The sequence below is a fragment of the Limnospira indica PCC 8005 genome, assembly GCF_000973065.1.
Classification (GTDB): domain Bacteria; phylum Cyanobacteriota; class Cyanobacteriia; order Cyanobacteriales; family Microcoleaceae; genus Limnospira; species Limnospira fusiformis.
Genome location: NZ_FO818640.1, coordinates 5,573,933 through 5,600,781 on the forward strand (window position 1 = coordinate 5,573,933; position 26,849 = coordinate 5,600,781).

General features: G+C 44.4%; 23 protein-coding genes and 3 pseudogenes. 14 read left to right on the top strand and 12 right to left on the bottom strand.

Going from position 1 to position 26,849, the window contains the following annotated elements:
- Window positions 1–202 precede the first annotated feature (202 nt).
- The 4 genes and pseudogenes from XZ46_RS38495 to XZ46_RS24660 form a co-directional block, all read left to right on the top strand.
- A pseudogene (locus tag XZ46_RS38495) lies at window positions 203–256 on the top strand (hypothetical protein); the annotation flags it as partial.
- Window positions 255–1,856 carry an RNA-guided endonuclease InsQ/TnpB family protein gene (locus XZ46_RS24650; RefSeq protein ID WP_438829470.1) on the top strand — a complete coding sequence of 534 codons (1,602 nt, stop codon included), beginning with the start codon at window positions 255–257 and terminating at the stop codon, window positions 1,854–1,856. The pseudogene XZ46_RS38495 and the gene XZ46_RS24650, both read left to right, overlap by 2 nt.
- A complete protein-coding gene (locus tag XZ46_RS24655) occupies window positions 1,857–2,387 on the top strand; it encodes a hypothetical protein (protein ID WP_008055624.1) in 531 nt (176 codons plus the stop codon). It begins immediately after the preceding gene.
- Entirely contained in the window at window positions 2,384–5,029 is a 2,646-nt protein-coding gene (locus tag XZ46_RS24660; protein ID WP_008055621.1) for a MinD/ParA family ATP-binding protein, read from the top strand. The genes XZ46_RS24655 and XZ46_RS24660 overlap by 4 nt, the downstream gene beginning before the upstream one ends.
- Window positions 5,030–5,193: 164 nt before the next feature.
- Here the strand turns inward: XZ46_RS24660 and XZ46_RS24665 are convergent, their stop codons facing one another.
- The 8 genes from XZ46_RS24665 to XZ46_RS24695 all read right to left on the bottom strand — a co-directional run bounded on the left by XZ46_RS24665 (window position 5,194) and on the right by XZ46_RS24695 (window position 12,454).
- Window positions 5,194–5,568: a hypothetical protein gene (locus tag XZ46_RS24665; RefSeq protein WP_006623092.1), complete on the bottom strand. Its 375-nt coding sequence runs from the start codon at window positions 5,566–5,568 to the stop codon at window positions 5,194–5,196.
- An 18-nt stretch (window positions 5,569–5,586) separates the two neighbouring features.
- A complete protein-coding gene (locus XZ46_RS34810) occupies window positions 5,587–5,769 on the bottom strand; it encodes a hypothetical protein (RefSeq protein ID WP_111890852.1) in 183 nt (60 codons plus the stop codon).
- A gap of 81 nt (window positions 5,770–5,850) precedes the next feature.
- A complete protein-coding gene (locus XZ46_RS24670) occupies window positions 5,851–7,041 on the bottom strand; it encodes a GGDEF domain-containing protein (protein ID WP_008055617.1) in 1,191 nt (396 codons plus the stop codon).
- Window positions 7,042–7,230: 189 nt separating this feature from the next.
- On the bottom strand, window positions 7,231–7,608 hold the full coding sequence (locus tag XZ46_RS24675; protein ID WP_048895290.1) for a response regulator: 378 nt from the start codon (window positions 7,606–7,608) through the stop codon (window positions 7,231–7,233).
- 47 nt (window positions 7,609–7,655) lie between these two features.
- On the bottom strand, window positions 7,656–9,623 hold the full coding sequence (locus XZ46_RS24680; RefSeq protein WP_008055609.1) for a PAS domain-containing sensor histidine kinase: 1,968 nt from the start codon (window positions 9,621–9,623) through the stop codon (window positions 7,656–7,658).
- Window positions 9,624–9,723: 100 nt separating this feature from the next.
- Window positions 9,724–11,610: a response regulator gene (locus XZ46_RS24685; protein ID WP_008055608.1), complete on the bottom strand. Its 1,887-nt coding sequence runs from the start codon at window positions 11,608–11,610 to the stop codon at window positions 9,724–9,726.
- Window positions 11,611–11,912: 302 nt separating this feature from the next.
- On the bottom strand, window positions 11,913–12,152 hold the full coding sequence (locus XZ46_RS24690; RefSeq protein ID WP_006623085.1) for a NifU family protein: 240 nt from the start codon (window positions 12,150–12,152) through the stop codon (window positions 11,913–11,915).
- Between the two features lie 35 nt (window positions 12,153–12,187).
- Complete coding sequence (locus tag XZ46_RS24695; protein ID WP_228116419.1) at window positions 12,188–12,454, bottom strand: DUF3386 family protein; 267 nt, start codon at window positions 12,452–12,454, stop codon at window positions 12,188–12,190.
- Window positions 12,455–12,765: 311 nt separating this feature from the next.
- Between XZ46_RS24695 and XZ46_RS24700 the strand changes: the two genes are divergently transcribed.
- The 9 genes from XZ46_RS24700 (at window position 12,766) to XZ46_RS24740 (ending at window position 22,505) form a co-directional block, all read left to right on the top strand.
- Window positions 12,766–13,932, top strand: coding sequence for an IscS subfamily cysteine desulfurase (locus XZ46_RS24700; RefSeq protein WP_006623082.1), 1,167 nt, complete (start codon window positions 12,766–12,768; stop codon window positions 13,930–13,932).
- Window positions 13,933–13,939: 7 nt separating this feature from the next.
- A complete protein-coding gene (locus tag XZ46_RS24705; protein ID WP_006623081.1) occupies window positions 13,940–14,482 on the top strand; it encodes a GUN4 domain-containing protein in 543 nt (180 codons plus the stop codon).
- Between the two features lie 239 nt (window positions 14,483–14,721).
- Window positions 14,722–15,786: a uroporphyrinogen decarboxylase gene (hemE, locus tag XZ46_RS24710; RefSeq protein ID WP_006623080.1), complete on the top strand. Its 1,065-nt coding sequence runs from the start codon at window positions 14,722–14,724 to the stop codon at window positions 15,784–15,786.
- 243 nt (window positions 15,787–16,029) lie between these two features.
- The gene (locus tag XZ46_RS24715) at window positions 16,030–17,010 is read left to right on the top strand and encodes an NAD-dependent epimerase/dehydratase family protein (protein WP_006668341.1); all 981 of its coding nucleotides are present in this window, start codon (window positions 16,030–16,032) and stop codon (window positions 17,008–17,010) included.
- 672 nt (window positions 17,011–17,682) lie between these two features.
- Window positions 17,683–18,438 carry an ABC transporter ATP-binding protein gene (locus XZ46_RS24720; RefSeq protein WP_006623077.1) on the top strand — a complete coding sequence of 252 codons (756 nt, stop codon included), beginning with the start codon at window positions 17,683–17,685 and terminating at the stop codon, window positions 18,436–18,438.
- Window positions 18,439–18,799: 361 nt separating this feature from the next.
- Window positions 18,800–19,039, top strand: a complete 240-nt coding sequence (locus XZ46_RS24725; RefSeq protein WP_006623076.1) for a DUF3134 domain-containing protein — start codon at window positions 18,800–18,802, stop codon at window positions 19,037–19,039.
- Between the two features lie 141 nt (window positions 19,040–19,180).
- Entirely contained in the window at window positions 19,181–20,278 is a 1,098-nt protein-coding gene (gene mraY / locus XZ46_RS24730; RefSeq protein ID WP_006668340.1) for a phospho-N-acetylmuramoyl-pentapeptide-transferase, read from the top strand.
- A 44-nt stretch (window positions 20,279–20,322) separates the two neighbouring features.
- Window positions 20,323–21,249 carry a glycosyltransferase family 2 protein gene (locus XZ46_RS24735; RefSeq protein ID WP_006623074.1) on the top strand — a complete coding sequence of 309 codons (927 nt, stop codon included), beginning with the start codon at window positions 20,323–20,325 and terminating at the stop codon, window positions 21,247–21,249.
- 38 nt (window positions 21,250–21,287) lie between these two features.
- A complete protein-coding gene (locus XZ46_RS24740) occupies window positions 21,288–22,505 on the top strand; it encodes a 5-(carboxyamino)imidazole ribonucleotide synthase (RefSeq protein WP_006668339.1) in 1,218 nt (405 codons plus the stop codon).
- A gap of 112 nt (window positions 22,506–22,617) precedes the next feature.
- On the opposite strand, the gene XZ46_RS24745 is transcribed toward XZ46_RS24740, so the two are convergent.
- The 4 genes and pseudogenes from XZ46_RS24745 to XZ46_RS31055 all read right to left on the bottom strand — a co-directional run.
- Window positions 22,618–22,854: a hypothetical protein gene (locus XZ46_RS24745; protein WP_006619724.1), complete on the bottom strand. Its 237-nt coding sequence runs from the start codon at window positions 22,852–22,854 to the stop codon at window positions 22,618–22,620.
- Between the two features lie 272 nt (window positions 22,855–23,126).
- Complete coding sequence (locus XZ46_RS24750; protein WP_006623072.1) at window positions 23,127–23,546, bottom strand: tetratricopeptide repeat protein; 420 nt, start codon at window positions 23,544–23,546, stop codon at window positions 23,127–23,129.
- Between the two features lie 97 nt (window positions 23,547–23,643).
- A complete protein-coding gene (locus tag XZ46_RS24755; RefSeq protein WP_006668338.1) occupies window positions 23,644–24,006 on the bottom strand; it encodes a HesB/IscA family protein in 363 nt (120 codons plus the stop codon).
- A gap of 21 nt (window positions 24,007–24,027) precedes the next feature.
- A pseudogene (locus XZ46_RS31055) lies at window positions 24,028–24,421 on the bottom strand (zinc ribbon domain-containing protein); the annotation flags it as partial.
- A gap of 1,353 nt (window positions 24,422–25,774) precedes the next feature.
- Here XZ46_RS31055 and XZ46_RS33475 point away from each other — a divergent pair.
- Window positions 25,775–26,786: pseudogene (locus tag XZ46_RS33475) on the top strand (IS630-like element ISAtsp4 family transposase).
- The last annotated feature ends 63 nt before the right edge of the window (window positions 26,787–26,849 follow it).

Genomic DNA, 26,849 nt, shown 5'->3' on the forward strand with positions numbered 1-26,849 from the left:
ATTTTACTAGATCGCCTGAGCAATGGGCAAGTATTGGGTTGAGGGACAAGTATTGCGTTAAGGCGATCGCCTCCCAAGGTTTGATCAAATCCTAGAGAGCATGATTTAATCTCAAATTAGGTTAATATTTTAGGGCAATATGGTATAAGAAGCGAGAAGAGTTGAGGATAAACCTATTGCCAGATATGTCAAACCCAAGGAAGTGGCTCAAATCCTTGGAGTCCATGAAAGAACACTCCGCAGATGGGACGAAAATGGCTCAATCGAGACCATCAGAACCCCCGCTGGGCAACGACGGTACAACGTTGAGTCATATACTGCTGCCAAATCAGGCAGTGACAAACGCAAAGTCGTTATCTATGCCAGAGTTAGTAGCCGCGCCCAGCAGTCCGACCTCAACCGACAGGTGGCCGCACTGTCCAACCTCTACCCCGAAGCAGAAGTCGTCTCAGAAATCGGAGGCGGGCTCAACTTCAAGGGAAAGAAAATGCTGGCCTGACTGGGACATCATTTGTCAGGAGATGTCCGCATGGTTGTCGTTGCCCACCCAGACCGATTGGCAATATGGGGATTTGACTTGTTTCGATGGCTCTGTGAGCAAAACAGTTGCTCACTCATGGTTCTCAACCAGACAAGTCTCAGTCCAGAACCAGAAATGGTTGAGGACATCCTCGCCATCCTCCACTGCTTTAGCTCCAGATTATACGGACGGAGTAAATACAAAACTCAGGTCAAAGAAGATCCGGATTTACCCCAGCCCCGAGCTAAATCAAGTCTGGCGTAAATGGCTGGCTGCTTGTAGGTATTGCTACAACCAAGCAATTGCATTATCTAGGAGTGGTAAACGACTAAGCAAGTTAAAGTTACGCAATAAAGTGATGCAGAGTGACTTACCCGAATGGGTCAAAGAAACACCCTGCCACATTCGGCAAAATGCCATCTTTGATGCCTATCAGGCTTTGAGCGCCAGTCCTGATGCCAGGTTTAGAAGTTGTCGTGACAGCTCTCAAGGGATTAAGTTCAATAATACTAATTTCTCTTCAGGGAGTTGGTATCCAAGACTAACGAAAGGATTAACTTTCATGGTTTCCGAACCCATCCCTAAAACTTGCGGGCAAGGGACTCAGTTGGTGTTTACCAAAGGTCGATGGTTGGCGATTTTCCCTGAACCAGTTGCCGTTACCCCAACGGAAGCGAATGGCGTAATTGCATTAGACCCGGGTGTGCGAACTTTCATAACCGGGTTTGATGGTTCACGATTTCTGGAATTGGGCTCCGGGGATATTGGAGGCATTACTAGGCTATGTCAACATTTGGATGATTTGATGAGCCGAATCGCCAAGGAACCCTGTCGTTCAAGAAGGCGACGGATGAGGCAAGCGGCTCAACGAATGAGAACCAAAATCCGCAATCTAGTTGATGAAGCCCACAAACAAATTGCTCACTACTTGACTCACAACTACAGCATAATTTTTCTGCCGACCTTCGAGACTTCCAACATGGTTGCCAAAGCCAAGCGGAAAATCAAATCCAAGACTGCCCGCGCCATGCTGACATGGGCGCATTATCGATTCAAACTAACCCTGAGACATCAAGCCGAGATAACTGGAACCACAGTTGTAGATGTGACGGAAGAATACACCAGCAAAACCTGTACTCACTGTGGTCATGTGCATTCCCAGCTAGGTGGCTCAAAAGTGTTCCGATGTCCTGAGTGCGGGTTCACTCTACCCAGGGACTGGAACGGTGCTTTTGGAATCTTTCTAAAAGCTTTGCGGGATACCGCCTCTGTTACCTTAACGGGTAATAGTGCTATCGTCGCATTGTCAGGCAATAGCCGGATAAATGTCGCGTAAATGTATCAGCTAAAATTCTCAAATACAGTCGTGATCGCTATAGCCAAAGAACCAAAGGCGATCGCCTACTTATCCCCTCTGAAAACAAAGATAGTCAAAATGCAGGGTTCTCAAAAAATTCAGGTCGGGGTGAGCGACTTACGGCAAGCCTTTCATACTCATTTTCAATCGGCTGAACAAATTAAACATATTTCGGCTTATTTACTCCTATTCTATGCGGTTGAATGTCGGCTAAAGAGCATTTTTATCAAACGAAACCAGTTGCGAACCACAGCACAGATTCCCGATCCAACCCTCTTATCTGAATCTGGTCATAACCTAGATAGATGGGTCAAGGAACTGAAAATTTCCGCCAGCACAATTAGCCAAACTCCTAATTTTCATCTAGCCAAAGGTGGTTCAACTTTAAACATAGAAAAAGCTCATCAAGTTTGGCGATATGGTATTAAGATTAAGCCTGAAGATGAAAAAGTTTTAGTTGAGTGGTTAAACAGTATTAGCCAATGGATTAAGGAGAACATAAACCGATGATTCCCTCAGATATTCGTCTTTATACTTGGGTTGATGTAGAAGAAGTTTTGCTGCGGAAACAAAAGCAAAATGAATGGCCAAACGGGTTGGTTTGGGCGCGAACCTACTGGGACGGGTTAACCATGGGAATTCGTCCGGGAACTCAAGCAGAAGCCCACGATTGGCTGAGTGAAATCTACGACCCTCGCTTCCGAAATAATTATATTATCTTAGAGAGTGTTGATGAAAATCAACGGATTTTGCCGATTTGGTGGGAAGAAACCGAGGAAGACCCCCCAACTCCTAGACTGACTCCGAGTTTATCCAGACCTGGAGTGCTTTTTCCTCCTAGTGAGAATGTCGAACCTCCGGCTATTATGCCATCAGATTTTCCCCCAGTGGTGGCGTTTCATTCTTTTAAAGGTGGAGTGGGAAGGACTACTCATGCGATCGCCTTAGCCAAGGCTTTAACTGCTAAAAAACAAACGGTTCTGTTAGTTGATGGGGACTTAGAAGCTCCGGGAATTAGTTGGTTATTTGAGCGAAGATTGCCCTATCCTCCCGTTTCTTTTGCGGACTTGTTAGCATTGGTTCATGGTGATGAATCTCCCCATTATGAAACCGCCATTCAATTAGTGAGCGATCGCCTACAAAATGCCTTAATTGATGGGATATTTATTCTGCCATCATTTCGCTCTACTTCAGGATTTACCTCTTTAGAAATTCGACCAGAACATCTGATCCAAGGTTCTAAAAATGCTTTTATATTGACCGATATCTTAGCCCGTCTCGGGAAATATCTGGGAGTCAATGTGGTCTTGGTAGACTTGCCGGCTGGACTCTCAGAATTAGCGACAGGTTTAATTTTAGATCCGCGAGTTTATCGGATATTTGTTACTACCCTGAGCGGACAATCGATCGCCGGAACGGCGAGAGTTTTAGAACTGATTGGAGAGCGATCGCCTTCCACCAGAGAAGAAGACCCATTCCCCGCCTTAATTTTCAGCCAAGTTCCTGAAGATAAAAAATTCACCGATTGGGTGATTGAACCTGAACAACAATTGCTGGAAGCCGCCAAAACATTTATCGAAGACAATGGGGATATTCTCAGAGTAATTACCCCCTTTGCTGATAGTTTGCTGGTTTTACCTCCTACTTGGGAAGAGGTGATGAGTAAGCTAGAGCGATCGGGTATTGTAGATGCAGTTAGTCCACTGCTAGATTGGTTGCCTAGTCCAAGTGGTGCATCAATCCCAGAAAGTCTTCCTAGTTTAAGTTTAAAATATCAACGACAACAGATTAAAGAATTGGCGGAAAAATTGGTTTATGCTGAGACAGCACAAATCGATAATTTTTGGGCAACGATTCCTTTAAAGCAATTGGCTTCAGACCATCGACGACAACTCCCTATTACAGTCGTAGTGGGCGCTAAAGGTTCAGGAAAAACTTATACATTTATGCAAATTATTCGCCGTCAAAATTGGGAAAAATTTGTCCAGGAAACTGGGGAAACAGTCACAAATAATGCCTTGATAGCTCCCATATTATCATCAAACAATTTAGAGGATAATGCCAAAAAAATAGTCGAAAATGTGCAAAGAGAAACTGCCAAAATATTAATGTTTTCTCATCCTAAATCCTCTAACGATATTCGGGATTATATAAGACAAAATCAGACGGGAAAACTCCATGAAGGTCAGTGGCGGGAATGTTGGCTAGATGTCATAGCTTGGGGGGTGGGATTTAAACCGGAGGAAGCCGGGGCGGGTCGAAAATTAACCGACCATTTATTTAAAAACAAACAGCAGCTTATTGTCGTCATTGATGGGCTAGAAGACTTATTTCAAAACTTTGATAATGATGAAAATCAACAAAAAGCTCTACGCGCTTTACTGCAAGAAGTACCGGAATGGTTGGCGCAACAGCCCGGTCGTCCTTTGGGAATAATTATTTTTGTCCGGCGAGATATTGTCTTGGCGGCGGTGCGTCAAAATGCCGCTCAGATGATGGCTCGTTATCAGCCTTATGCCTTAAAATGGAATCGGCAAGAAGCACTTAGATTAGTGGTTTGGGTTACCAAAAAAGCCCTTCCAGATTTTAACATTAATCTTGACAAATTGCCCAATATGAGCGAGGAGGAAATCACCGATACTTTAGTCCCACTGTGGGGTAAAAAATTGGGTAGTGAAAAATCTAAAGAAGCTCGTTCTGTGCAATTTGTCCTGGCTGCTCTTTCTGATTTCAACGGTCAAATTCAATCGCGAGATTTGGTCAGATTTTTAAAGATAGCCGCCGATAAATCTATGAATGATACTCGGTGGCAGGATCGAATCCTGATTCCTAAAGCAATTCGGGATGCTTTACCGGAATGTAGCAAGGAGAAAATAAAAGAAATTCAGACCGAAAATACTGCCTTAAAAAAGATTTTTGCGAAATTACAGAAATTGGCAGACGCTAACCGCAAAATTCCTTTTAGCCGCGAAGCTGCTCAGTTATCGACTGAGGAAATTAAAACCTTATTAGATAATGGCGTAGTCATTCAGGAAAAAGATGATTATTATATGCCGGAAATCTTCCGTTATGGGTTAAACTTTGGACTGATAGGTAGGGCGCGCCCTCGCGTTTTATCTCTGGCTCGGCGTGCGGCGGGACAAAGTTCTTAATTGGTCAGTAATCAAACCATATATTGAGCAGCGATGATAAATCTGTGCTTTTGACTGATAATTAGCGACTTAGGGTTGCTATTAACAACACTCAGGCTATAAATATGATCATGGTTTTGGGGGCGGATAATTCAGAATGTTTGCTCTAGTGTCGCACAAGCTGATTAACGACTAATCACAATCAATCCCTGGCCAGGGCCTCCATGAATTTCCACTTGAGCTACATCCCCTGTTTCTGAATAAAAGCGAACCGTACTTCTCGACTGTGAGGGTATCGATCGCCATTGACGGGAATTCGAGTCGTACTCTAGGTTTGTGGTATAACCATCATCCCAACGGATCACAATTCTCCGAGAACTTTGTTCAATGGAGCAACCAATTGACTGTGCTTGGGGTTGGTTCTGACCATAAAAACTGCAACGGCCCCGATAGTTTCGGCCGGCTTGTGCTTGACCTGGCTCCATTAGCATCAAGCTGGAGGCGACAAGGACACTGCTCAGGTAGGCAGCCTTCTCTAGTAAATGTGAGCCGAACTTCATGGCGCGTAAACCTTAATATTATTTGATCACAATTCCCCTTTGTTTAGGGTATGACAATCCAATTAACTGGTCAATGGCTTTCGCCCTTAAATTATAGTCTTTTAATCCGGTAGTGCGATCGGGTACTCCCATGACTTGACCAACGAGGTCGAAGGTTTCATAAATGAGCGATCGCCTCGATATTCTCCCCGGTGCAACCAATCACCCACCTGCCAACTCATAACTATCAGCCAACCTCAACGCCCTGTATTTTAATCCCAACCGGGTAAAATAAAAGTCGGGTTATCCCATACAAACTTGGTTGCGACCTTGAGACTTCGCTTGATAGAGTGCGAGGTCTGCTTGCTTCAATAAATCATCTAAGCATCGCACATCTTTGGTCAATTCTGAGATACCAAAAGAAGCCGTTATCTGAAAATCAGATGGGATATCAGGATGGTTAAAGTACAGTTGGGAAATACTCACCCGCAGACCCTCTGCCATGTCTAGGGCTTGTGAAATTTCGCTTCTGGGTAACAAAACCATAAATTCTTCCCCACCATATCGGAACGCTAAATCATTGACTCTCAAAAATTTATTTGTGAGTTTCGCGACTTTTTGGAGGACATAATCACCAGCTAAATGTCCGAACTGATCATTGATTTTTTTAAAATGATCTATGTCTATCAACATTATAGAGAGTGGGAAGCCCATTTGCTGGTGGTAGGCTATCTCTTGTTCTAGCCTAGAATTTAAAAAGCGGCGATTTAATAGCCCGGTCAATTCGTCAACGGTTGCTAACTGCTCAAGTTTTTTGTTGGCTACCAGTAGCTCCCTATAGGTTTCCATGAAGTCGAGTACCGGAAAGCAGAGGGTCTGGGCATTGACGCAGGGGATGGTCAGAAACAGCAGTAAACCCATCATGTGAAAGTTGCTTATTGTATCATCGGTACTCGGAGAAAGGCAGAAATTTAGGAGGATTAATGTTCTGGCAATCAGAACTATAAACAGCATCAGATCAAGCCAAAGCATGATCCTAATAATTGTATTTCTACGCACCGGTTCTCGGAGGACAATTAATCCTGGAATCAGGTAAAGAATTGCATTTAGGGCTGATGTGTATATTCCAGGTATCCACTTATGGTGCATAATCGAGATGAGAAAAATCAGGCTAAAAACAAGTACACTGAGCGCAATAATTAGATATAATTTGTGGATTTTACGATTGATAGATTTGTCTAAAAAAATTAAAATAGAATGGGTTAGACAAATGGGCATTAAGGCTAGAAATATATTAGATAATGGCAGTGTATATACATTGACTCCATAGCTAAACCTCAAAAACAATAACAGACATCCCAAAGCGAATGAAAAGCATCCATAAGCCATCCACTTGAGAAAATCGTGATTCCTAACCTTAAAAAAAGCAATTAAGAATACACCGTTAGCGGTAAAGTTCAAGGCGGTAGTCAAAACCAGGGTTGGCAAGTGCATTGATGGTAATAAAACTATTCAATTGGGGTGATTAATATCGCCAGGTTCATCAATGATATGATGGCGTTATTGAACCACAATTACTATTGTACTATCACTCAGATCAAATTTACAGTAAGTTAATATGGTGGTGAAAATATGGTGGGGGCAAAAAAATTTTTGCCCATACCAGGTAGGAGGGAAATAGGGTTAAGTCCAGCCCAGAATTTGGGCAACCTCTTCAGCCAAAGAAAGAGGTTCAAAAGGTTTAGCAATTACACCACTGACACCGAGACTATCAAACTTTTGGCGATCGCTAGATTGAATTTTCGCCGTCAGCAAAATCACAGGAATATCTTTCGTTTGCTGATTCGCTTGTAGTTTTTGAAAAGTAGCAAAACCATCTAACTCCGGCATCATGACATCAAGCATAATCGCGTCTGGCTGTTCGTTTTCGGCGGTTTCTATCCCTTCCATGCCACAACAGGCAGTAATTACATTCCATCCACCGATCATTTCCAAACTCAGTTGGGCAATTTCTCGGATGTCATCCTCATCATCAATTAATAGAATTCGCTTAGTTGTCATCTGTTTTCCTTTACTATTTCTGATTTTGATACCGCTTCGCATCAATATTAGGAGTCAATGGGTAGGCTGACAAAAAATGTACTTCCATCGCCAAAAATACTTTCCGCCCAAATTTTACCGCCATGCTGTTGGACAATGCTGCGACAGATAGCCAGTCCCAATCCAGTCCCCCCATTTTGTCGAGAGTCCGACGCATCCACCTGTTGAAAACGACCAAAGATAGTCTCAATTTTATCTGGTGGAATACCACGACCGCGATCGCGCACCGAAATCAAAACATCATTTTCCTGTGGTTTAGCGGTAAAATCAATCCGCTTGTTAGCGCCAGAAAAGCGAATGGAATTACTCAACAAATTGGTGAGCATCTGAATAATCCGATCACGATCAACCATTACTTTAAATTCCAGAGGAATCACGCAGAGATCCACCCCGGCTTTCTCAGCCACGGGTAACATTTCATCAGCAGCTTGTATCATCAAATCTGCCAGATTGACCCAATCTTTGTGCATGGGAAGCTGACCCGAGTGCATTCTCTCCAGGTCAAGGATATCGTTAACTAAACGCATGAGGCGATCGCAATTAAACATTGCGATATCTAACATCCGTTGGCTTTTTTCCGGACTAGAGGCTAATAAGCCGCTAGATAATAGCCCCAAAGAACCACGAATAGAAGTCAGGGGAGTACGCAGTTCATGGCTAACGACAGAAATAAACTCATCCTTCATCTTTTCCATCGCTTGCCTTTCCGTAATATCCTTAAATGTGATCACAGCGCCAATAATCGCCCCTTCTTGTCGCATGGGGGTACTGACATACTCCACGGGTAAAATTGTCCCGTCCTTGCGCCAGAATACCCCATCTATAACATGGCGAACCTTCCCATCTTCTAGGGTAGCAAAAATTGGCGAGGGCTGGAGGCTATCTGGGTGGGGTTCCCCTGGGGTCTGGGAACGACAATGGCCTTTAGTAATCTGCCGTAAATCGCTCATGATTAGTTCTCTAATATCATATCCAGTCATGCGCGCCCCAGCCGGATTAATAAAGGTGATTTTACCATCTTGGTTGAGACCGCAAATTCCTTCCCCCGCAGAATCAAGAATTAACTCATTTTGGTGGCGCAGTTGCTCCAGGGTACACTCAATTCTTTTACGATAACTAATATCCCTGGCAATCATGGAAATGCCTGTAATTTGACCTAAAGCATCTTTAATAGGGGAAATCGTTAGAGAAACATCAATATTTGCACCATCTTGGCGGACGTGGATGGTTTCATAATGATCAATACCGCCTTCCGCTGTAATGCTAGTTAAAATGCGAGGCATTTCATTGGGTCTTTCTGGTAAAGCTAACATCGAAATCGGAGAGCCAATGGCTTGGGAAGCACTATAGCCATAGATTTGCTTGGCTCCTTCATTCCAACTGATAATTATACCATCTAAGGTATTACCAATAATCGCATCTTCCGAAGATTCTACCATCGATGCTAAACGAATATAATCGGCTTCTGCCTGTTTTTTTGCGGTAATATCTCGACCCAAAATTACTAACCCTTTCCGGACTCCCGTGGCTGTAAAAAGTGGCACTTTCATCACATCATAAATTCTCAGAATGCCATCATTTTGACGGATTTTTTCTTCTTCTTGATAGACTTTCTGTAACTGCCAAGCTTTTTCGTCTTTGCACTGAGAATTTAAAAGTATTTCTTGATAACAAGATAAAGCATTCACGTGTTTAATTATATCAAAAATTTCGGCATCAGTTTTACCACGATAATCAATCTTATTTAATTGCAACAGGTCTAAAACTGCTTGATTTGCCTCTAGCCATCTCCCTTGGCTATCTTTAAAACAAACCAGATCGGGAATAGCATTAATTAGCGTTTGCAATAGTTCGGAACTGGCTCGTAATGCTTCCTCAACCCGCAGGCGATCGGCAATTTCTTGCTTGAGTTGTCGATTGGCTGCTTTGAGTGACTGGATGAGTTTCGTTTTTTTCGGAGTTTTTTTTCTCGCCATTGGATTTTAAAAACCTCATGGAGCATATAAATGAGATGAAATAAAATGACTTTATTTTATGTAGAATTAGGTCATACAATAGCTAGAATATCTAGCGGTTTTAGTGATAGGCAAAATCGGTTCTGGTGGCTAGGTTCTGAGTTCTTTTGAGTCTATTAACAATGCGAGTAGCAAGTTCCGATCCGGTGAAAGGTTTGGTTAAATAATCATCGGCTCCGGCTTGAAAAACTTGCTCGCGAATTTGGCGATCGGTTTGGGCGGTGACAAACAGAACTGGGAGACCTCGCCAACGAGGATCATTGCGGACAATTTGGCATAATTCAATGCCATTGAGATGCGGCATTTCTATATCTAAAACTAACAAGTCAGGGTGGCTTGATTCCAGGGTTTTCCAAAATTGGCGAGGGTCGTCTAGGGTTATGGTTTGAATACCCCAAGGTTGCAGTAACCCTTGGATTGCTGCTAACATTTGGGGGTCATCATCGACAATCATCACCCTGGTATTGATGGCATAATACTGACGGAAAACATCCCTGACTACTGCGATCGCCCTTTCTATGGTGACAGGTTTTTCTAAAAATGCACTACCACCTAGCCGCACTACTTCTACCCGCTTACTGATATCTCCTTGGGTCGTAAATACTACCGTCGGTATGGGGGGCTTTTGTTGGGTCAGGTCAACTAATAGCTGACGGAAAGGATAGCGATCAAAGTTCAGTAGCACTACTTGGGGAGAGGGGAGGAGTTGAAGCATATTTTTTTCCCTACCGCTGGGAGTACGATCGCATATTTGGCGTATCGTCGCTTCTTCCGTGATAATTTCCGCTTGGATCTGATGACGACTCGCTTCTATAATTAGGTTTTGGATAAATGGCTCGTTGGTATCAATGATTAGTAGCCGGGGAGAGTCGATTTGCTGTTGGTCAGAGGTACAATTGTTGGGGCGATCGGTTTCGACTATTTGACGCAGGCGATCAATTAGAATAGATAGAGATGGTAGGTGTTCACTAATTAGGGAGGTGTCAAGTTGCAGGATCAGCTCGATTTCACGAGCCACAGTTGACCCTTCCCTCCGTCCGAACGTTCCCAGTGATCCCGCTAGTTTGTGCGCTTCCTGTCGCGCCTGTTGTTGCATTAACAGATTGATCTGTCCATCATTGGCCGCGCCGATCGCTTTTTCAATCGTGATTATGCGATCGTCTAGGGTCTCTCTAAATCTTTCCCAAACTTTTTGGATCGATTGATTCAGTTGGAATTGGCGATCGCCATTGGGTTCTGAGTTAACCCTCGCTGTCGCTGAATGGGGTTTCTCCAAATTCTGATTTAGCCGATATCCTAACCCATAGACAGTTTCGATAAACTCAGCACCAGCACCAGCCGCTTTCAGTTTTTGTCGTAATCCCTTAATATGAGCGCGGACTGTATTAGCAGAAGGCGGATCATCAAAAGTCCACAACTTATCTAGGATTTTATCAATACTGAAAGTCCGTTGACGGTTCCCCATCAATAGTTCTAGTAACCCATATTCTTTCGGGGTGAGTTTCAGCGGTTTTCCGTTATAACTAACATCGCAGGTGCTAGTATCCAAAACCATTTTTTCATAGGTTAATACTGATGATGTCGCCTCGCTACTACGACGCAGCAAAGCACGGATACGAGCCGATAATTCCGCAATATCTAACGGTTTCACCATGTAGTCATCGGCTCCCGCGTCTAAGCCTTTCACTTTGTCCTGTTGATTATTGCGCGCCGTTAATAGCAGTATCGGAACTTGGAAATTATGCGATCGTAATTGGTGACATAAACTAATACCATCCAGCAATGGTAGTTCTATATCCAGTAAAACCAGATCATAACTGCTGCTTTGGATATATTCCCATCCCTGCTGTCCATCATTGACGAGATCTACCTGATATTTCTGGCTCGTCAGCATGGCGACCAGAGCATCTGCTAGGTGTAAATCGTCCTCAACCAGAAGAATACGCATTGATGCACTTAATGTTGGAATTGTTGAGGATAGATGGATTTAGGAAATCTCTGTTTATCCCCCAACTCCGAGAGCAAAACTCAACTCTCTTCCTGGAGAAACAGCCGAGTAAATTACCCATTTTCCTGAGAAATTCCCCGATCCCCATTTAGTTATTATCGTTCCTCACCTATAAATTATAGGGTAAATTCTGCCCAAAAAACTGCCTCTGGACAATTAACCGCCACCCTCTGGCTAATTAGGGGGTTCCACCACCGCTATTGATGAGAACCCCCATAACCTGAAACTAACAGTGACAGTTATTACATAACTGATTCAACTTCCGCAATTTCCGGGATTCTTTCCCGCAGACGGCGTTCAATCCCCATTTTCAGCGTCATCGTCGAACTGGGACAGGAACCGCAGGCTCCTTGAAGCCGTAGCCGGACAATAGGACCGTCAAGTTCTACAACTTCCACGTTTCCACCGTCAGCCATCAAATAGGGACGTAGTTCATCCAGGACGGTTTCCACATTTTCTGGAGTCAGTGCTAAAGTAGTCATGATTTATCGGATCTGTTGTGCGATGTATTGAACAATTATGATCTTACCTCCATTTTAGCTAGTTCGGCTACTTCGTCTTCCTCAACCCAAATCTCTACCGCGCCAGAATCATCGGTTTCTCCTAGGCTCAATTTATTTTGACCATAGGAGTTCTCAAAAGTTTGATGTTGGCGCTCAGTCACCACATCCCTTAATGGGGTATCAACGCTTTGGTGGACTTCTTCCGAGTTAGCTCTGGGGTAATCTGAATTTAGCCAGTATAGCCATGTTGGTAGGCTTGGCGAAACGGCGATCGCCAGCAATCGCAACTCTCAAAACCTAGATATTACCTATTATAATCTATTGACCGTAAATTTACCATAATTTTAGGAAAATTACCGATTTTAAATTATAATAATCTCGGCGCTATGGATATAAATTCTGTGTATACATACCCTAGATCTGATTTTTGGGCTACCATACCCACAGCCTTTTATTCTGATTATTCATTTAAAGATAGACCCCTGGGGGATTTCATCAATATATTATTCCCCATCATTCCCCCTTTTGCTACCAAACCTATGGCTATCTACTCACTCTAAATCGTCTCAAGTATTAATCAAAGTTATCACCCATGTCTGCACGTCCTATTTATCTTGATTGTCATGCTACTACCCCGGTAGATAAGCGCGTTTTAGAAGTGATGATTCCCTACTTTACCGAACACTTTGGCAACCCCGCCAGTGTCAATCATCTCTATGGTTGGGAAACCGAAGCCGCCGTTAAACAAGCGCGACAAATTATCGCTGATGCCATTAATGCTACCCCCACCGAAATAATTTTTACCAGCGGCGCAACCGAAGCCAATAATTTAGCCATTAAAGGAGTAGCAGAAGCCTATTTTAGCCAGGGTCGTCATCTAATTACTGTGGCTACAGAACACCATGCAGTCCTCGACCCCTACGATTACTTACAAAGCCTAGGATTTGAGGTAACTTTACTCGGCGTTAAACCCGATGGCTTAATTGATTTAACCGAACTAGAAGAGGCTTTGAGACCCGATACAATTCTAGTTTCAGTCATGGCTGCTAATAACGAAATCGGGGTATTGCAACCCCTAGCAGAAATCGGGAAAATCTGTCGCGATCGCCAAATATTATTTCATACAGACGCGGCGCAAGCCTTGGGTAAAATACCATTAGATGTCGAAGAAATGAACATTGATTTAATGTCCTTAACTGCCCACAAAATCTATGGACCCAAAGGCATTGGTTGTCTGTATGTGCGTCGTCGCCAACCCCGCGTCAAAATCGCCCCACAAATTCACGGCGGCGGACAAGAAAGGGGCATCCGTTCAGGAACCCTTTACACCCCTCAAATTGTCGGATTTGGTGCAGCAGTAAAACTAGCTTTAAGTGAAATGGCAACCGAAGCCAAACGGTTAACCCAATTACGCGATCGCCTTTGGAATCAACTGTCAACCCTCGACAATATCCGTCTGAATGGTCATCCTACCCAACGCTTACCCGGAAACCTAAATGTCAGTATTGACGGGGTAGATGGTCAAGCATTACTATTAGCATTACAGCCAACAATGGCAGTATCATCAGGTTCCGCCTGTACCTCAACCCGCATTGAACCTTCCCACGTTTTAAAAGCCTTGGGAGTCCCCGAAAATCTAGCTTATGCCTCCCTGAGATTTGGGATAGGAAGGTTTAATACAGAAGCCGAAATTGACCAGGTAGCACAGGAGGCGATCGCCACCATTAAAGTGCTAAGAAGAGTTGTATCTACCCGATAAATAATTAATGGCAAAACCTGAATATTTAATGATTATTTTTACCCTGATTTGTAGTCTCCTATCTTTAGGGATGGGTATGTTCACAAATCCCAGAACTTCTCAGATCGCCCCCCTCCCTCCCGACTACGATCGCCTAGGGAATTTAATCAGCTTTGGTGCTTGGCAAAAAGCCGAACGTCAGACCTATCGAATGATGTTGTTAATTATGGGTAAAAAAAATCAGGAACTCACCCCCAAAGATATCGCCAAGTTTCCCTGTCACGAATTGAGCCAAATTGACCAAACCTGGCACCAAGCCAGCCAGGGGGAATTCAGTTTAACCAGACAACATCAAATCTGGCAAAATTTTCAGCAGTTAGACCCAGATACCCCCTTAACCTTTGCCTCTGTTAATTCATTCATCAAAAAATCGAACATTTGTCGGGATAGTCAGTCCCCCAACTATCCGGCTATCCGTTGTCATGAAAAACTCAACCTAGCCATATTTTCCCGTCTGCAAAAATGCCAAATTTCTCACCCGTCTCCGACCCTATTAGAAACCAAAATTTGACCAGTCCCTCTCTGAGGAAGTCCGAGTCAGAAGTAGACCAGGTGAGTCAACATCAAAAAATCCCCCAGCGCCACCACCACAAACCCTAGTGGTAGCCCATGGCAGATCAACGTTACAATTCTTTACCAAACTTGGGCTAACTCCTCATGCCAGAGATATCCCCAGACGATCGCATAATGGTAAGCTACTAAATGGCTCAATCAATTATTCCTTGACTTAGTAAGTAACATTAATTACCCATGACCGACTCGACCCAAACCCCTTATCTGTTGCGCGCTGCGCGTGGTGAAGTCTTAGACCGTCCCCCCGTGTGGATGATGCGGCAGGCGGGTCGCTATATGAAAGCATATCGCGATCTGCGGGAACAATATCCCTCCTTCCGCGATCGCTCTGAAAAAACAGATATCGCCGTGGAAATTTCCCTACAACCCTTCCGCGCCTTTGCGCCAGACGGAGTGATCCTATTTTCAGATATCCTGACTCCCTTACCCGGTATAGGCATTGATTTCGACATCGTGGAAAGCAAAGGTCCGATCATTGATCCGCCTATCCGCACTCAGTCTCAAATTGACCAACTACATCCTATCGAACCAGAAGCCTCCCTGCCATTTATTCGGGAAATTCTCCAAACTCTGCGCCGCGAAGTCGCCAACAAAGCTGCCGTGTTAGGATTTGTAGGCGCACCTTGGACCCTAGCAGCTTATGCCATCGAAGGCAAAAGTTCTAAGGATTACACTATTATCAAAAGTATGGCATTCAGTGAACCTGCCATGCTACACCAATTTTTGGGTAAACTGGCTTCTGCGATCGCCACTTACGCCTGTTACCAGATTGACTCCGGGGCCCAGGTTGTGCAAATGTTTGATTCTTGGGCGGGTCAATTAAGCCCCCAGGACTTTGAAACTTTTGCTTTACCCTATCAACAGCAAGTCGTTAAACAGGTCAAAGCTAAACATCCTGATACCCCTCTGATTCTCTATATTAACGGCAGTGCCGGAATTTTAGAAAGAATGGGTAAATCTGGAGTTGATCTGATCAGCGTTGACTGGACCGTGGATATGGCTGAAGCTAGAAATCGCATCGGTCACCATTTGGGAGTACAAGGAAATATTGATCCTTGTGTTTTATTTGGATCTAAAGAAACTATCCGCGATCGCATTTTGGAAACTATCCGCAAAGCCGGAAACCAAGGTCATATTCTTAACCTCGGTCATGGAGTTTTACAGAAGACCCCAGAGGAAAATGTTGCCTATTTCTTTGAAACTGCCAAACAAGCAGATCAACTATTGGCAACTCATGTCTAACTGTCACATCTTATTGACTCTCAGAAAATGGGTTTCTTATACGGTTTTCGGTATCCATCAATATACCTTCCCAAAAACTGGTTTTTAAGAATCGTCAATAGTCAACAGTTACTTGCAGAGGGGGTGTTTCCCCTGGTCGGAACAATTAATTAATCATTAATCATTGATTCCCCCCTGCCTCTTCTCTTCTCTCTCCCTCTCTTAGCCTGTCTCCTCTGTTGTCCGCCTGCCTCTTGTTTTGTTATGACCAAAAGAGTTTTCATCACTGGTGCTAGTGGCTGCATTGGTCACTATATCGCCGAAAGTTTAATTAATCACACTAATTATGAACTGTACTTTTTTGTTCGTAATCCAGACAAGCTAGGCTTTGATTATCAAAAACGACCAGATATTCACATTTTATTAGGTGATTTGCGAGAGATTGATAAATTCTCCGACTTATTAAAAACCATTGATATCGCCATTTTGGCAGCCACATCATGGGGCGGAAAACCTGAAGTCTTTGATGTTAATATAACCAGTACCCACCACTTACTCAAATCCCTCGATCATCAACGCTGTCAGCAAGTCATTTATTTCTCTACCGCCAGTGTCCTTGACCGCCAAAATCAACTCATCCCCGAAGCTGGAGAAATTGGCACCGATTATATTAGCTCAAAATATCATTGTTTGCAGCAGATTTCCCAAAACTATCCTGATTTTCCCCCCTTGCGGGTTCTCTTCCCTACCCTGGTTTTGGGGGGAGATACAGATAAACCCTATTCCCATCTTTCCTCTGGTCTACCACAGGTGGTAAGCTGGATTAATCTGATTCGCTGGTTTAAGGCTGATGCGAGTTTTCATTTTGTCCACGCCGCCGATATTGCTACAGTTGTCCAATATTTAGTTAATCATCCCCCACAGTCTCCACAACCTGAATGGCTGGTTTTAGGAAACCCACCCTTGACATTAAATCAGGCGATCGCCGAAACTTGTGCCTATTATCACAAATCTATCTATTTCTCCATTTCTCTCTCTCTGTGGTTGGCTAATTTTTTCATCATTGTATTTCGCGTACAAATGGCTGACTGGGACCGCTTTTGTTTGAATTACCGCCATTTTACTTACCAAAACCCTGTTAGTCCCTCTACCTTCGGCGAAATTACCCGCTTTCCTACCCTAACCCATATCCTCGCAGAGTTTGCACCTACTACTTCGTCTTCTTCTTCCTCTCCCTCTCCCTAGTCCCCTTTTTTTGTTGATTTTTTATTCAGCCCACCTCCCGCCGCGCCCAGGGGGTTGACAGGACGGGGGAAAACTGCTACGATGAAAGTGGCAAGTTACATAATCGAAATATTAACTTAAATAAAAAAATTGCAAATATCTCGATTATCTAATAATAGCACAAAATACTCAACTAAGCAACCCCTTCCCATCCCCCTATCGGCGGGGGCGATAATTTTGTTACAAAACTTAATATAAATTAACAAATCTCGCGCCGCGCCCAGGGGGTTGACAGGACGGGGGAAAACTGCTAGGATGAAAGTGGCAAGTTAAATAATGGAAATATTGACCTAAATAAAAAAAATGCAAATATCTCAATTATTTAATAATAGCACAAAATGCTCAACTAAGCAACCCCCTCCCATCCCCCTATCGGCGGGGGCGATAATTTTGTTACAAAACTTAATATAAATTAACAAATCTCGCGCCGCGCCCAGGGGGTTGACAGGACGGGGGAAAACTGCTAGGATGAAAGTGGCAAGTTAAATAATGGAAATATTGACCTAAATAAAAAAATTGCAAATATCTCGATTATCTAATAATAGCACAAGATGCTCAACTAAGCAACCCCCTCCCATCCCCCTATCGGCGGGGGCGATAATTTTGTTACAAAACTTAATATAAGCAAAGATTATGAAAACCTTTCCGAGAGAGATTGGGAATAAATCTCAAAATGAGTCACCAAAAGCGATCGTGCATTTAGAAGGAGTGAGCAAAGTTTATGGAATGGGAGACATAGAAGTTAAAGCCTTAAATGGTGTGAGCCTGACGGTAGAACCAGGAGAATACTGCTCAATTATGGGAGCGTCCGGTTCAGGAAAATCCACAGCCATGAACATTATCGGCTGTTTAGATCGTCCTAGTTCAGGTTCTTATCAATTAGACGGGGTAGGTGTCGCCCAAATGAATGAAGGGGAACTAGCCAAAATTCGGAACCTAAAAATTGGTTTTGTGTTTCAGCAATTCCACCTTCTGGCACAAATGACAGCCCTCGATAATGTGATGTTACCAATGCTCTACGCGGGAATTTCCGCCAAGGAAAGGCGAGAACGAGCCACAGAGGCCCTAATTAGGGTAGGTTTAGAAAATCGTATGCACAACAAACCCAACCAACTATCTGGGGGACAACAGCAAAGGGTGGCGATCGCCCGCGCCATTGTCAACCGTCCAGTATTATTACTAGCAGACGAACCCACAGGAGCTTTAGACTCCAAAACCACCCAGGAAGTCATGGATATTTTCACCGAAATGAATAACAGCGGCATGACTGTAGTTATGGTAACTCACGAACCCGATGTAGCCCGCCAAACCAAAAGGGTAGTTTGGTTTAAAGATGGTCAGGTGATTCATTCCCACCTGAAACCCGAAGATTTGCATCATGCCATTTAAACAAAAAGGGCGACCCATTCGGCTACCTGCAAATCAGGATATACAAAAATCAATCAATTATCTGTAGTTTCTTATCCCCAACAGCTAGACCCTCAGCAGCACCAGGCGTAGAACTCCGCAACCTCTTCCCGGGTTTGGGTAGAAGGATTTACGGGTGGGAGTGCGGAAAATTTGGTCAAATCATGTAGATTGTTTTAGGAATCGTGGTAAATTATGGACGGCTTCAATATGGATCTCTATTGGTACTTTCTGCCTAATAAACATATAGGAGCCACAGTAAACTAACTCAGGCGCAATAGAGTCGAGGGGATGACTCCCAAGACTCTTAGCCGGGGTAAACTGAATCACGAAACCAAAACCTATGCAAAATCCCTCTTTGCGCGAAACCCCAAGCCATGAACCCGCTGATGTGATTCCATCTAAACAGCAGGTTTCCCTGTTAGACTGGCTAACCCAGACTGGGCGCTTGATTCCGCGAGACACTGTTCAGGAACCTGTGAATAGTTACAGGCCCGACGAAGAAGAAATATCAGAACTCATGGTTGATGATCCTTCTTATGTTGATGAGGATGAAAGCGATGATGAAATCGACGAAGACTAAGGAACAGTGCCACTAATCGGAGTAGCGATTGAGTGCGGGTATCGACTGAGGAAGATTTATCAATGGGGACTCATAAGTTACCCTAGTGCAAATTGTATTTGCCTACAAAGTTTTTGGTGTTGAGGATTGATTGAAAAACCTGTGGATAGTAAATTTACTAACTCCAAGTCCCTACAACTATCAGGATCGTATTTATTACTGTTCCTTTGTTTAGGATTGAGCGCTTTCGCCATTGGCTTGGATATGACAGTAAGCCACCTCTGGCCTACTAATATTTCCTTGTTCGTACCGTTTACCATTTGCGCCTTGGTCGTGGCGGCGACCGGACAGTGGATTATCCCTATCTTAACCCGGATTAAAGCGGGACAGTTCATCCGGGAAGACGGTCCGCAAGCCCACCTCAAGAAAGCGGGAACCCCAACCATGGGAGGGATTTTCTTTATTCCGGTCGGTATTGCGATCGCACTAGCCGGCTCAGGATTTGATGCTAATGTGATGGCAATTTGTGCGCTCACCGCTGCCTTTGGTTTAGTGGGGTTCATAGATGACTGGCAAATCTTGAGACGAAAATCTAATAAAGGTATCTCTGCTAAGATGAAATTGGCGCTGCAAGTGTTGTTTGCAGTGCTGTTCTGTATTTGGTTAGCCTACAATCAGGCTTCGGTAGCATCTAACATCGCCTTACCCTTTGGCTTAACTCTATCCCTAGGGGTGTTATTCTGGCCTCTCGCTACATTCGTTCAGGTGGCGGAAAGTAATGCCACTAACTTAACTGATGGGGTTGATGGTTTAATGGGAGGATTAGGAGCGATCGCCTTTTTGGGAATGGCCGCCTATCTCGCCCCCACTTACCCAGAAATTGCCCTATTTTGTGCCTGTATGTCCGGCGCTTGTGTAGGATTTGTTTCCCACAACCGCAACCCTGCTAAAGTATTTATGGGAGACACAGGAGCCTTAGCTTTAGGGGGAGCCTTAGCTGGGGTGGCTTTGATTACTAATACCCTCTGGGTGTTATTAATTATTAGTTTGATTTTCTTAATCGAAACCCTGTCTGTCATTGCCCAAGTGACCTACTACAAGGCGACTAAAGATGCCAACGGAGTTGGTAAACGTCTGTTGAGAATGGCTCCAATTCACCATCACCTCGAACTTTCTGGCTGGTCAGAAACTCAAGTTGTAGGCTGTTTCTACTGTGTACAAGGCTTACTAATTTGGGTTGTTTTTCTGATAGCTGGTTAGGGATTTTCTTGTGTGGTTAAAAAGTTCAATTTGAACTGCCTATTATGCCATATATTTCTGTTGTCATCCCTATCTATAACGGCGAAGCGGATTTTCCAGATTTGATTGATTGTTTGCGATCGCAAATTTACCCAACCAATCAGGTTGAGTATCTGCTAGTAGACAATAACAGCAGCGATCGCACTGGGGAAATTCTGCAAACAGCTACCCAAGATCCAACCCTGCCCCTGCGACCCCTGACGGAAAATCAAATCCAAAGTTCCTACGCAGCCCGAAATCGTGGTATCCGCGCCGCCAGAGGCGAAATTATCGCCTTTACCGACGCTGACTGTCGCCCAGAACCGGAATGGTTAAAAAACCTGGTACAACCATTTGGAGATGATCAAATCGGCATAGTAGCAGGGGAAATTATCGCTTTACCCGGAAACACTCTCCTAGAAAAACACGCCAGCCGCCAAGATACCCTTTCTCAAAAACACACCCTCGCACACCCTTTTTATCCCTACGGTCAAACCGCTAATTTAGCCGTGCGACGAGACGCATTCCAAAAAACGGGGTTATTTCGTCCCTATCTCACCACCGGGGGAGATGCTGATTTGTGTTGGCGCATTCAACAGCAAACCAGCTACAAGTTAGCCTTTATGGAAAAAGCACAGGTCAAACATCGCCACCGCAGCACCCTCAAAGGATTACAAAGTCAGTGGCGACGCTATGGAGAATCCAACCGCTATCTTCACCAAATCCACGGCGTGGATTTAATGCCTCAAATGCAGCCTAAAGACTATATATATAGCCTGGGGCGGTGGATAGTCAAGGAATTGCCCATCAATAGTGCTAAGGCGATTATAGGTCGCGGTGAGTGGGTTGATGTGGTGGGGACTCCCATAGGTCTACTTAATGCTAGATGGCGATCGCAGGGTCAGCAACAAGCAAGTCTTCCTGAACAAGCCAAACAGATTGATCAGCTTTAATCACATAAAACCGTCAAGTGTCGCGGAGGTTTTTTACGATGAACGTCACCCTTATACCCCCCCCTTCCAATCAAACACTTACCCGCGTTGGTGTCATTGGCGGCGGACAATTAGCTTGGATGATGGCTAGTGCGGCTAAGAATTTGGGGGTGTCTCTGGTGGTCCAAACTCCCCATAATAGTGATCCGGCTGTGGCGATCGCCACCGATACGGTTTTAGGAAATATTGCTGATGCGATCGCTACTCAGGAGTTAGCTAAACGCTGCGATGTCATTACTTTTGAGAATGAGTTTATTGATCTTGATGCCCTCCGGGTATTGGCAGAAGCCGGGGTCTGTTTCCGCCCCCGTCTGGAGGCTTTAGCACCCCTGTTAGATAAATTTGAGCAATTATCTCAATTACAAGGTTTAGGCTTGCCTGTGCCTCGGTTTGAGGCTCTAACACGGGTTGAAGGTGATCTTAACCCTCAGATTACACAAGGTTTGGGTTATCCGGTAGTTCTCAAAGCTAGACGGCATGGTTATGATGGCCAGGGAACCTTTATCATTCCTGATGCTGCTACCTTGAAGGCTACCTGGGCGAAGTTTGATTATCCCCCCATGCTACTACAGGAGTTTATCCCCTTTGAACGGGAATTGGCAGCGATCGCCGCCCGGTCAGTCACCGGAGATGTCGCTATTTATCCCATCGTGGAAACTATCCAACATGATCAGGTTTGTCATCGGGTGATCGCCCCCGCTAAGATTAGCACCCATTTACAGGATCAAATTAATCGATTAGCCCATACCCTTCTCCATGGTTTAGACGTGGTGGGGCTATTTGGTATTGAGTTTTTCCTGACCGCTTCTGGGGAGGTTTTGGTGAATGAAATCGCCCCCCGCACCCATAATTCCGGTCACTTTAGCCTTGATGCTTGTCATACCTCCCAATTTGAACAACATTTGCGGGCGGTCTCTGGTTTACCTTTGGGAAATCCTGACCTTAAATGTGGCGGCGCGGTGATGGTGAATTTGTTGGGGTTTGAGTTGGCGGAAAATGACTATTTAGCTAAACGGGAACAACTGGCTGCTATTCCTCAAGCTAAAGTTCACTGGTATGGGAAAATTCAGTCCCGTCCGGGTCGTAAACTGGGTCATGTCACCGTGTTAATTGATACTGAAGACCCAATCCATACTCTTCAAGAGGAAGCACAGGCGATCGCTCAACAGATAGAATCTATTTGGTATGGTGATCAACTTCCCTACCGCCATCAGTAATCATACTCATTTGACTGATTGTTACCCCCCCCCAAAAAAAATAGCTGTCCTTACCTGTGAGGACAGCCTAATTTATCTAATTTATAGGTATATACTCTTAGTATTTAATACTCTAAGATTCTGCACTCTCCCCTGACTGAGATGATTGTAAATTATCAGGATCGACATAGTAGCAAACGGAATCTAAGCAAATTAACGCCCAGCCCGACTCTTCAATGTTTTTTAACTTGTAAGCACCCTGCTGCACAAAAAAGCCTTTATGATTGCGGGTATCAGCCTTAACGTAAACTTGGTTATCATTAACCTGGTTATCATTGCCCATAGTTATTTCTACGTTATCATTGCCCATAGTTATTTCTACTCCTTGTGTTATCAAATTGGTCTGCTAACTTCAAATAAGATTGTTAATGCGTGAAGTTCCCAAATCTTATCATTTATTTTGCCAATTGTTGGTTAAATAATATTATTTTTTGTAAAGGAGTTTCAAGAGCTACCTAGTAGGAATATTTACTCAGTCGCCCTATTCAACTGGAATTTACTTGAATTGCCGTGAACAGACCCGATAATTTCAGGTCTATTACTGGCGATGCTATATGTTAGCATATCATCAAATTAGTATTGCTAAAGTTCTAGCAGCCATTGTTTAACCCTAAGTAAACTTTTCCATTCAGGTTTGCGAGTCAATCCATCGTCCAAATTTTTTTTGACTTCCTCTAGCCACTCCGAATCAGCCATAATCATCTGTTGAGCCATTTCTACATGGGGACGAACCCCGGGTTTTTGTAAATCCAACATCGATACGGCTAAATTTACCCTAGCTTGGGGGTCGTGGGGATTTAATTTAACTGCTAACTTGGCGGCTTTATAAGCCGCAGAAGGTTTATCAGCAAGGAGGTATAACCAAGCTAGGCTAGTCCAGGCGTTACTATTTTTAGGAGAGCGATCGCACACTTCACGAAACACGGGGATTAAGGTATCCATAGCTTCCCCAGCTTGATAACGCTCAAATCCTTCCTTAAACAGTTCTTCAGTAGTTTTCATCGTTAGAGAGCAAGTATTACAGACTACAAAGCGATCGCCATTGTCTAACTACAATCTGCGATCGCCTTTAATCATACCTGATGTAGTCCGTCAAAAATCAAGTAGCAAAGGACTTACCACAGCCACAGGTTTGACTAGCATTAGGATTAGTAAATTGGAACCCACCCCCAATCAAAGCGTTGCTGTAGTCAAGGACCATACCATAAATATACAGCAAACTCTTGGGATCACAAACAACCTGAAAACCATTATGGTCGAAGACCTCATCGGTATCCTGGATGTTATTGGGTTCAATAAAATCCATCATGTAGGACATACCAGAACATCCCCCCTGACGGACACCCACCCGTAAACAGAGGTCTCTACCCTGCTTCTCGCGCAGGAAAAGCACCTGCTGAACAGCAGCATCAGTCATCTGAATTCCTTGGGTTGGGGTTTTAGACTCAGTTGCTTGTGTCATTGGCTTTCCTAACTGATACATTTACGCGACATTTTTCCGGTTGTTCCTGGACAATGCGACGATAGCACTATTACCCGTTAAGGTAACAGAGGCGGTATCCCGCAAAGCTTTTAGAAAGATTCCAAAAGCACCGTTCAAGTCCCGTGGTAGAGTGAACCCGCACTCAGGACATCGGAACACTTTTGAGCCACCTAGCTGGGAATGAACATGACCACAGTGAGTACAGGTTTTGCTGGTGTATTCTTCGGTCACATCTACAACTGTTCAGTTATTTCCGCGCTTGATGTCTCAGGGTTAGTTTGAATCGATAATGCGCCCATGTCAGTATGGCGCGGGCAGTCTTAGACCTGATTAGACGCTTCACCTTGGCAACCATATTGGAAGTCTCGAAGGTGGGCAAAAAAATCAGGCTGTGTTATGGGATGGTCAGGGATGCGACCCAATCAAGCAAGGGGTTTAAGTCCTCACCGGGTAGTTATTTCGCCCATTTCAGCTCTATTTCATACCCGAAGGTCTCGCACCCATACTTGGTATTGTAGCGCATCGCCCTAATTGGTTCAACTAATCTGCGATTAAATTAAGCTCCTTGATTTTTATGATTTTCGCCAAGCGTGAACTAGAGATCGAGATGGGTCTGACGACTGGCTCGGACTATTGAGAACCGTTACCTGTTATGGTCGAAAGGGAAGTCACCTCCCCCAACTCCAATTCAAAACCGTGCTTGATACTTTCACATCACACGGCTCCTGATGTGGACACCCTATTGTCAGTAGGAACAGGGTTACTACCCCCTGCTTTGTGACTTCAACTTTGGGAGCTATATACACCACGTAGTCTTTAAACTCGCTCACGTCATAAGCACTCTTACTTATCGCAGTCTCTATATCCACACCGTGACTAGTGGGCATATCCCAACCATTACAGTTAGGCATTGGCTTTCAGTCACATCCTTTCCCCTTATAGGGTTAGGGGTCGAGAGTGAAGTCACCTTCACCCTCTCCCATTCAGAACCGTGCTTGATAGTTTCCCATCACACGGCTCCTGGTGTGGATACCCTATTTGTCAAAGGAGCAGAATCAAGAGACCTGCTTTCTACTTCGATGTTCAGAGCTATATGCACCACGTAGTCTTTAAACTCGTCCTCGCCATTATATTCTTACTGACCGCAGTATCTATATCCCCACCGTGACCTGTGGGCATATCCCAACCATGACAATTGGGCTTTAGCTTCTGGTCACATCCTTCACCCTCTAAGCATGCGCTTACATTTTTCACTACTGCCTTGTGAATAGCATTACTCACTTGTTTATAGGCAGAGCATTAGAGGGGTTACAACGTTCCGATTATATGGGCATTCCATCGTTAGATTTGTCCTCAGAACCGGGGTACTTTTAAAGGTCTGTGTAGGTAGTCGGACGAACCCCCTACTTTTCCCCTTGCCCTTTTGAGCGCAGCGTGTCAACCTATTTCGCTGCTAGTGTATTACGATGGTTCAAGTCGGACATTCGGTCTTCATATCATAGATGGTTGGCAGTGGTCGCGTCTTGGTAGTAGGTTCTACCTCACGCCTTCCGTTCCCCGCTTCAATCCTGGAGTTATGATTTCCAAAACTGGGGGTGGCTATCGCCGTTACTCTCTACTCCCTGATTTCTCAGTTCGTTTATGACCTTGAGTTCCCTGCCTTGCTTAGTTCCCTAAGCGTCGGGACATATAATATCAAGTTCGCTTAATCGGTTATAATATCAGTGACCAATGCCAAACTTGCGTTATGCCCAGACGAATTAGTATAGCTCCCCACTTAAGTACCGAAGAACTTGGCCGGGCTTATCACCAAGCCCAAGAGGGCTTGGAAAGTCGCCAATATCAAATTATTTGGTTGTTGGCTAAGGGGAAGACCACGGAGGAAGTCCAAGAAATTACGGGCTACAGTCGCATCTGGATTTATGAATTGGTAAAGAGATACAACCAATTGGGATTAAAAGGGCTGGGTGATCGCCGAAAAGGAAATCCCGGACATCCACCGTTAATTGATGATGTGACTCAAGCTCAGTTATGGCAAGCCCTGCAAGGAACAGCGCCGGATGGGGGACTGTGGAACGGTCGCCAGGTGGCAGACTGGTTGACAGGAGTAACTGGACGAAAAATTAGCCGACAAAGGGGATGGGAGATTCTGCGACAAATGACATTTCGGCTTCGTGTACCGAGACCGGCTCACATCGAAAGTGACGAAGACGAGCAGCAAGCCTGGAAAAAAAAAACTGGTAACGGAGTTAGAGGGACTTCGCCGGAGATACCCTGATGCACAGGTGCAATTGTGGAGCGAAGATGAACACCGTCTGGGACTCAAACCGGTGATGCGACGTATTTATGTAGCGGAAGATTGTCAACCACTCGCCCATATTAATTGGAAATTCGAGTGGTTATGGCTATATGGTTTTGTGAGACCGGAAACGGGAGAGACTTATTGGTGGATTATACCTTACGTCAATACAACTCTATTTAGTCGAGTGTTACAGGAGTTTGCTGCCGAATTTAAATTAGGTCCAAATCAACACATTATGTTAGTGGTTGATCAAGCCGGATGGCATATCAGTAAGAATCTGAAAGTACCCGAAGGACTGCATTTAATGTTTCTACCGTCCCATTCCCCGGAACTACAACCAGCAGAAAGACTGTGGCCTCTGGTAGATGAACCCATTGCCAATCGTTCATTTGAGAATCTTGATCAGCTAGAGGAACTCTTGTGTGCTCGCTGCCGAAGTTTGTGGAAACAGCGCTAATTAATTCGAGGCTTGACCAGTTTTCATTGGTGGCCTCAAACCGAGACTTTACTATAATTGATT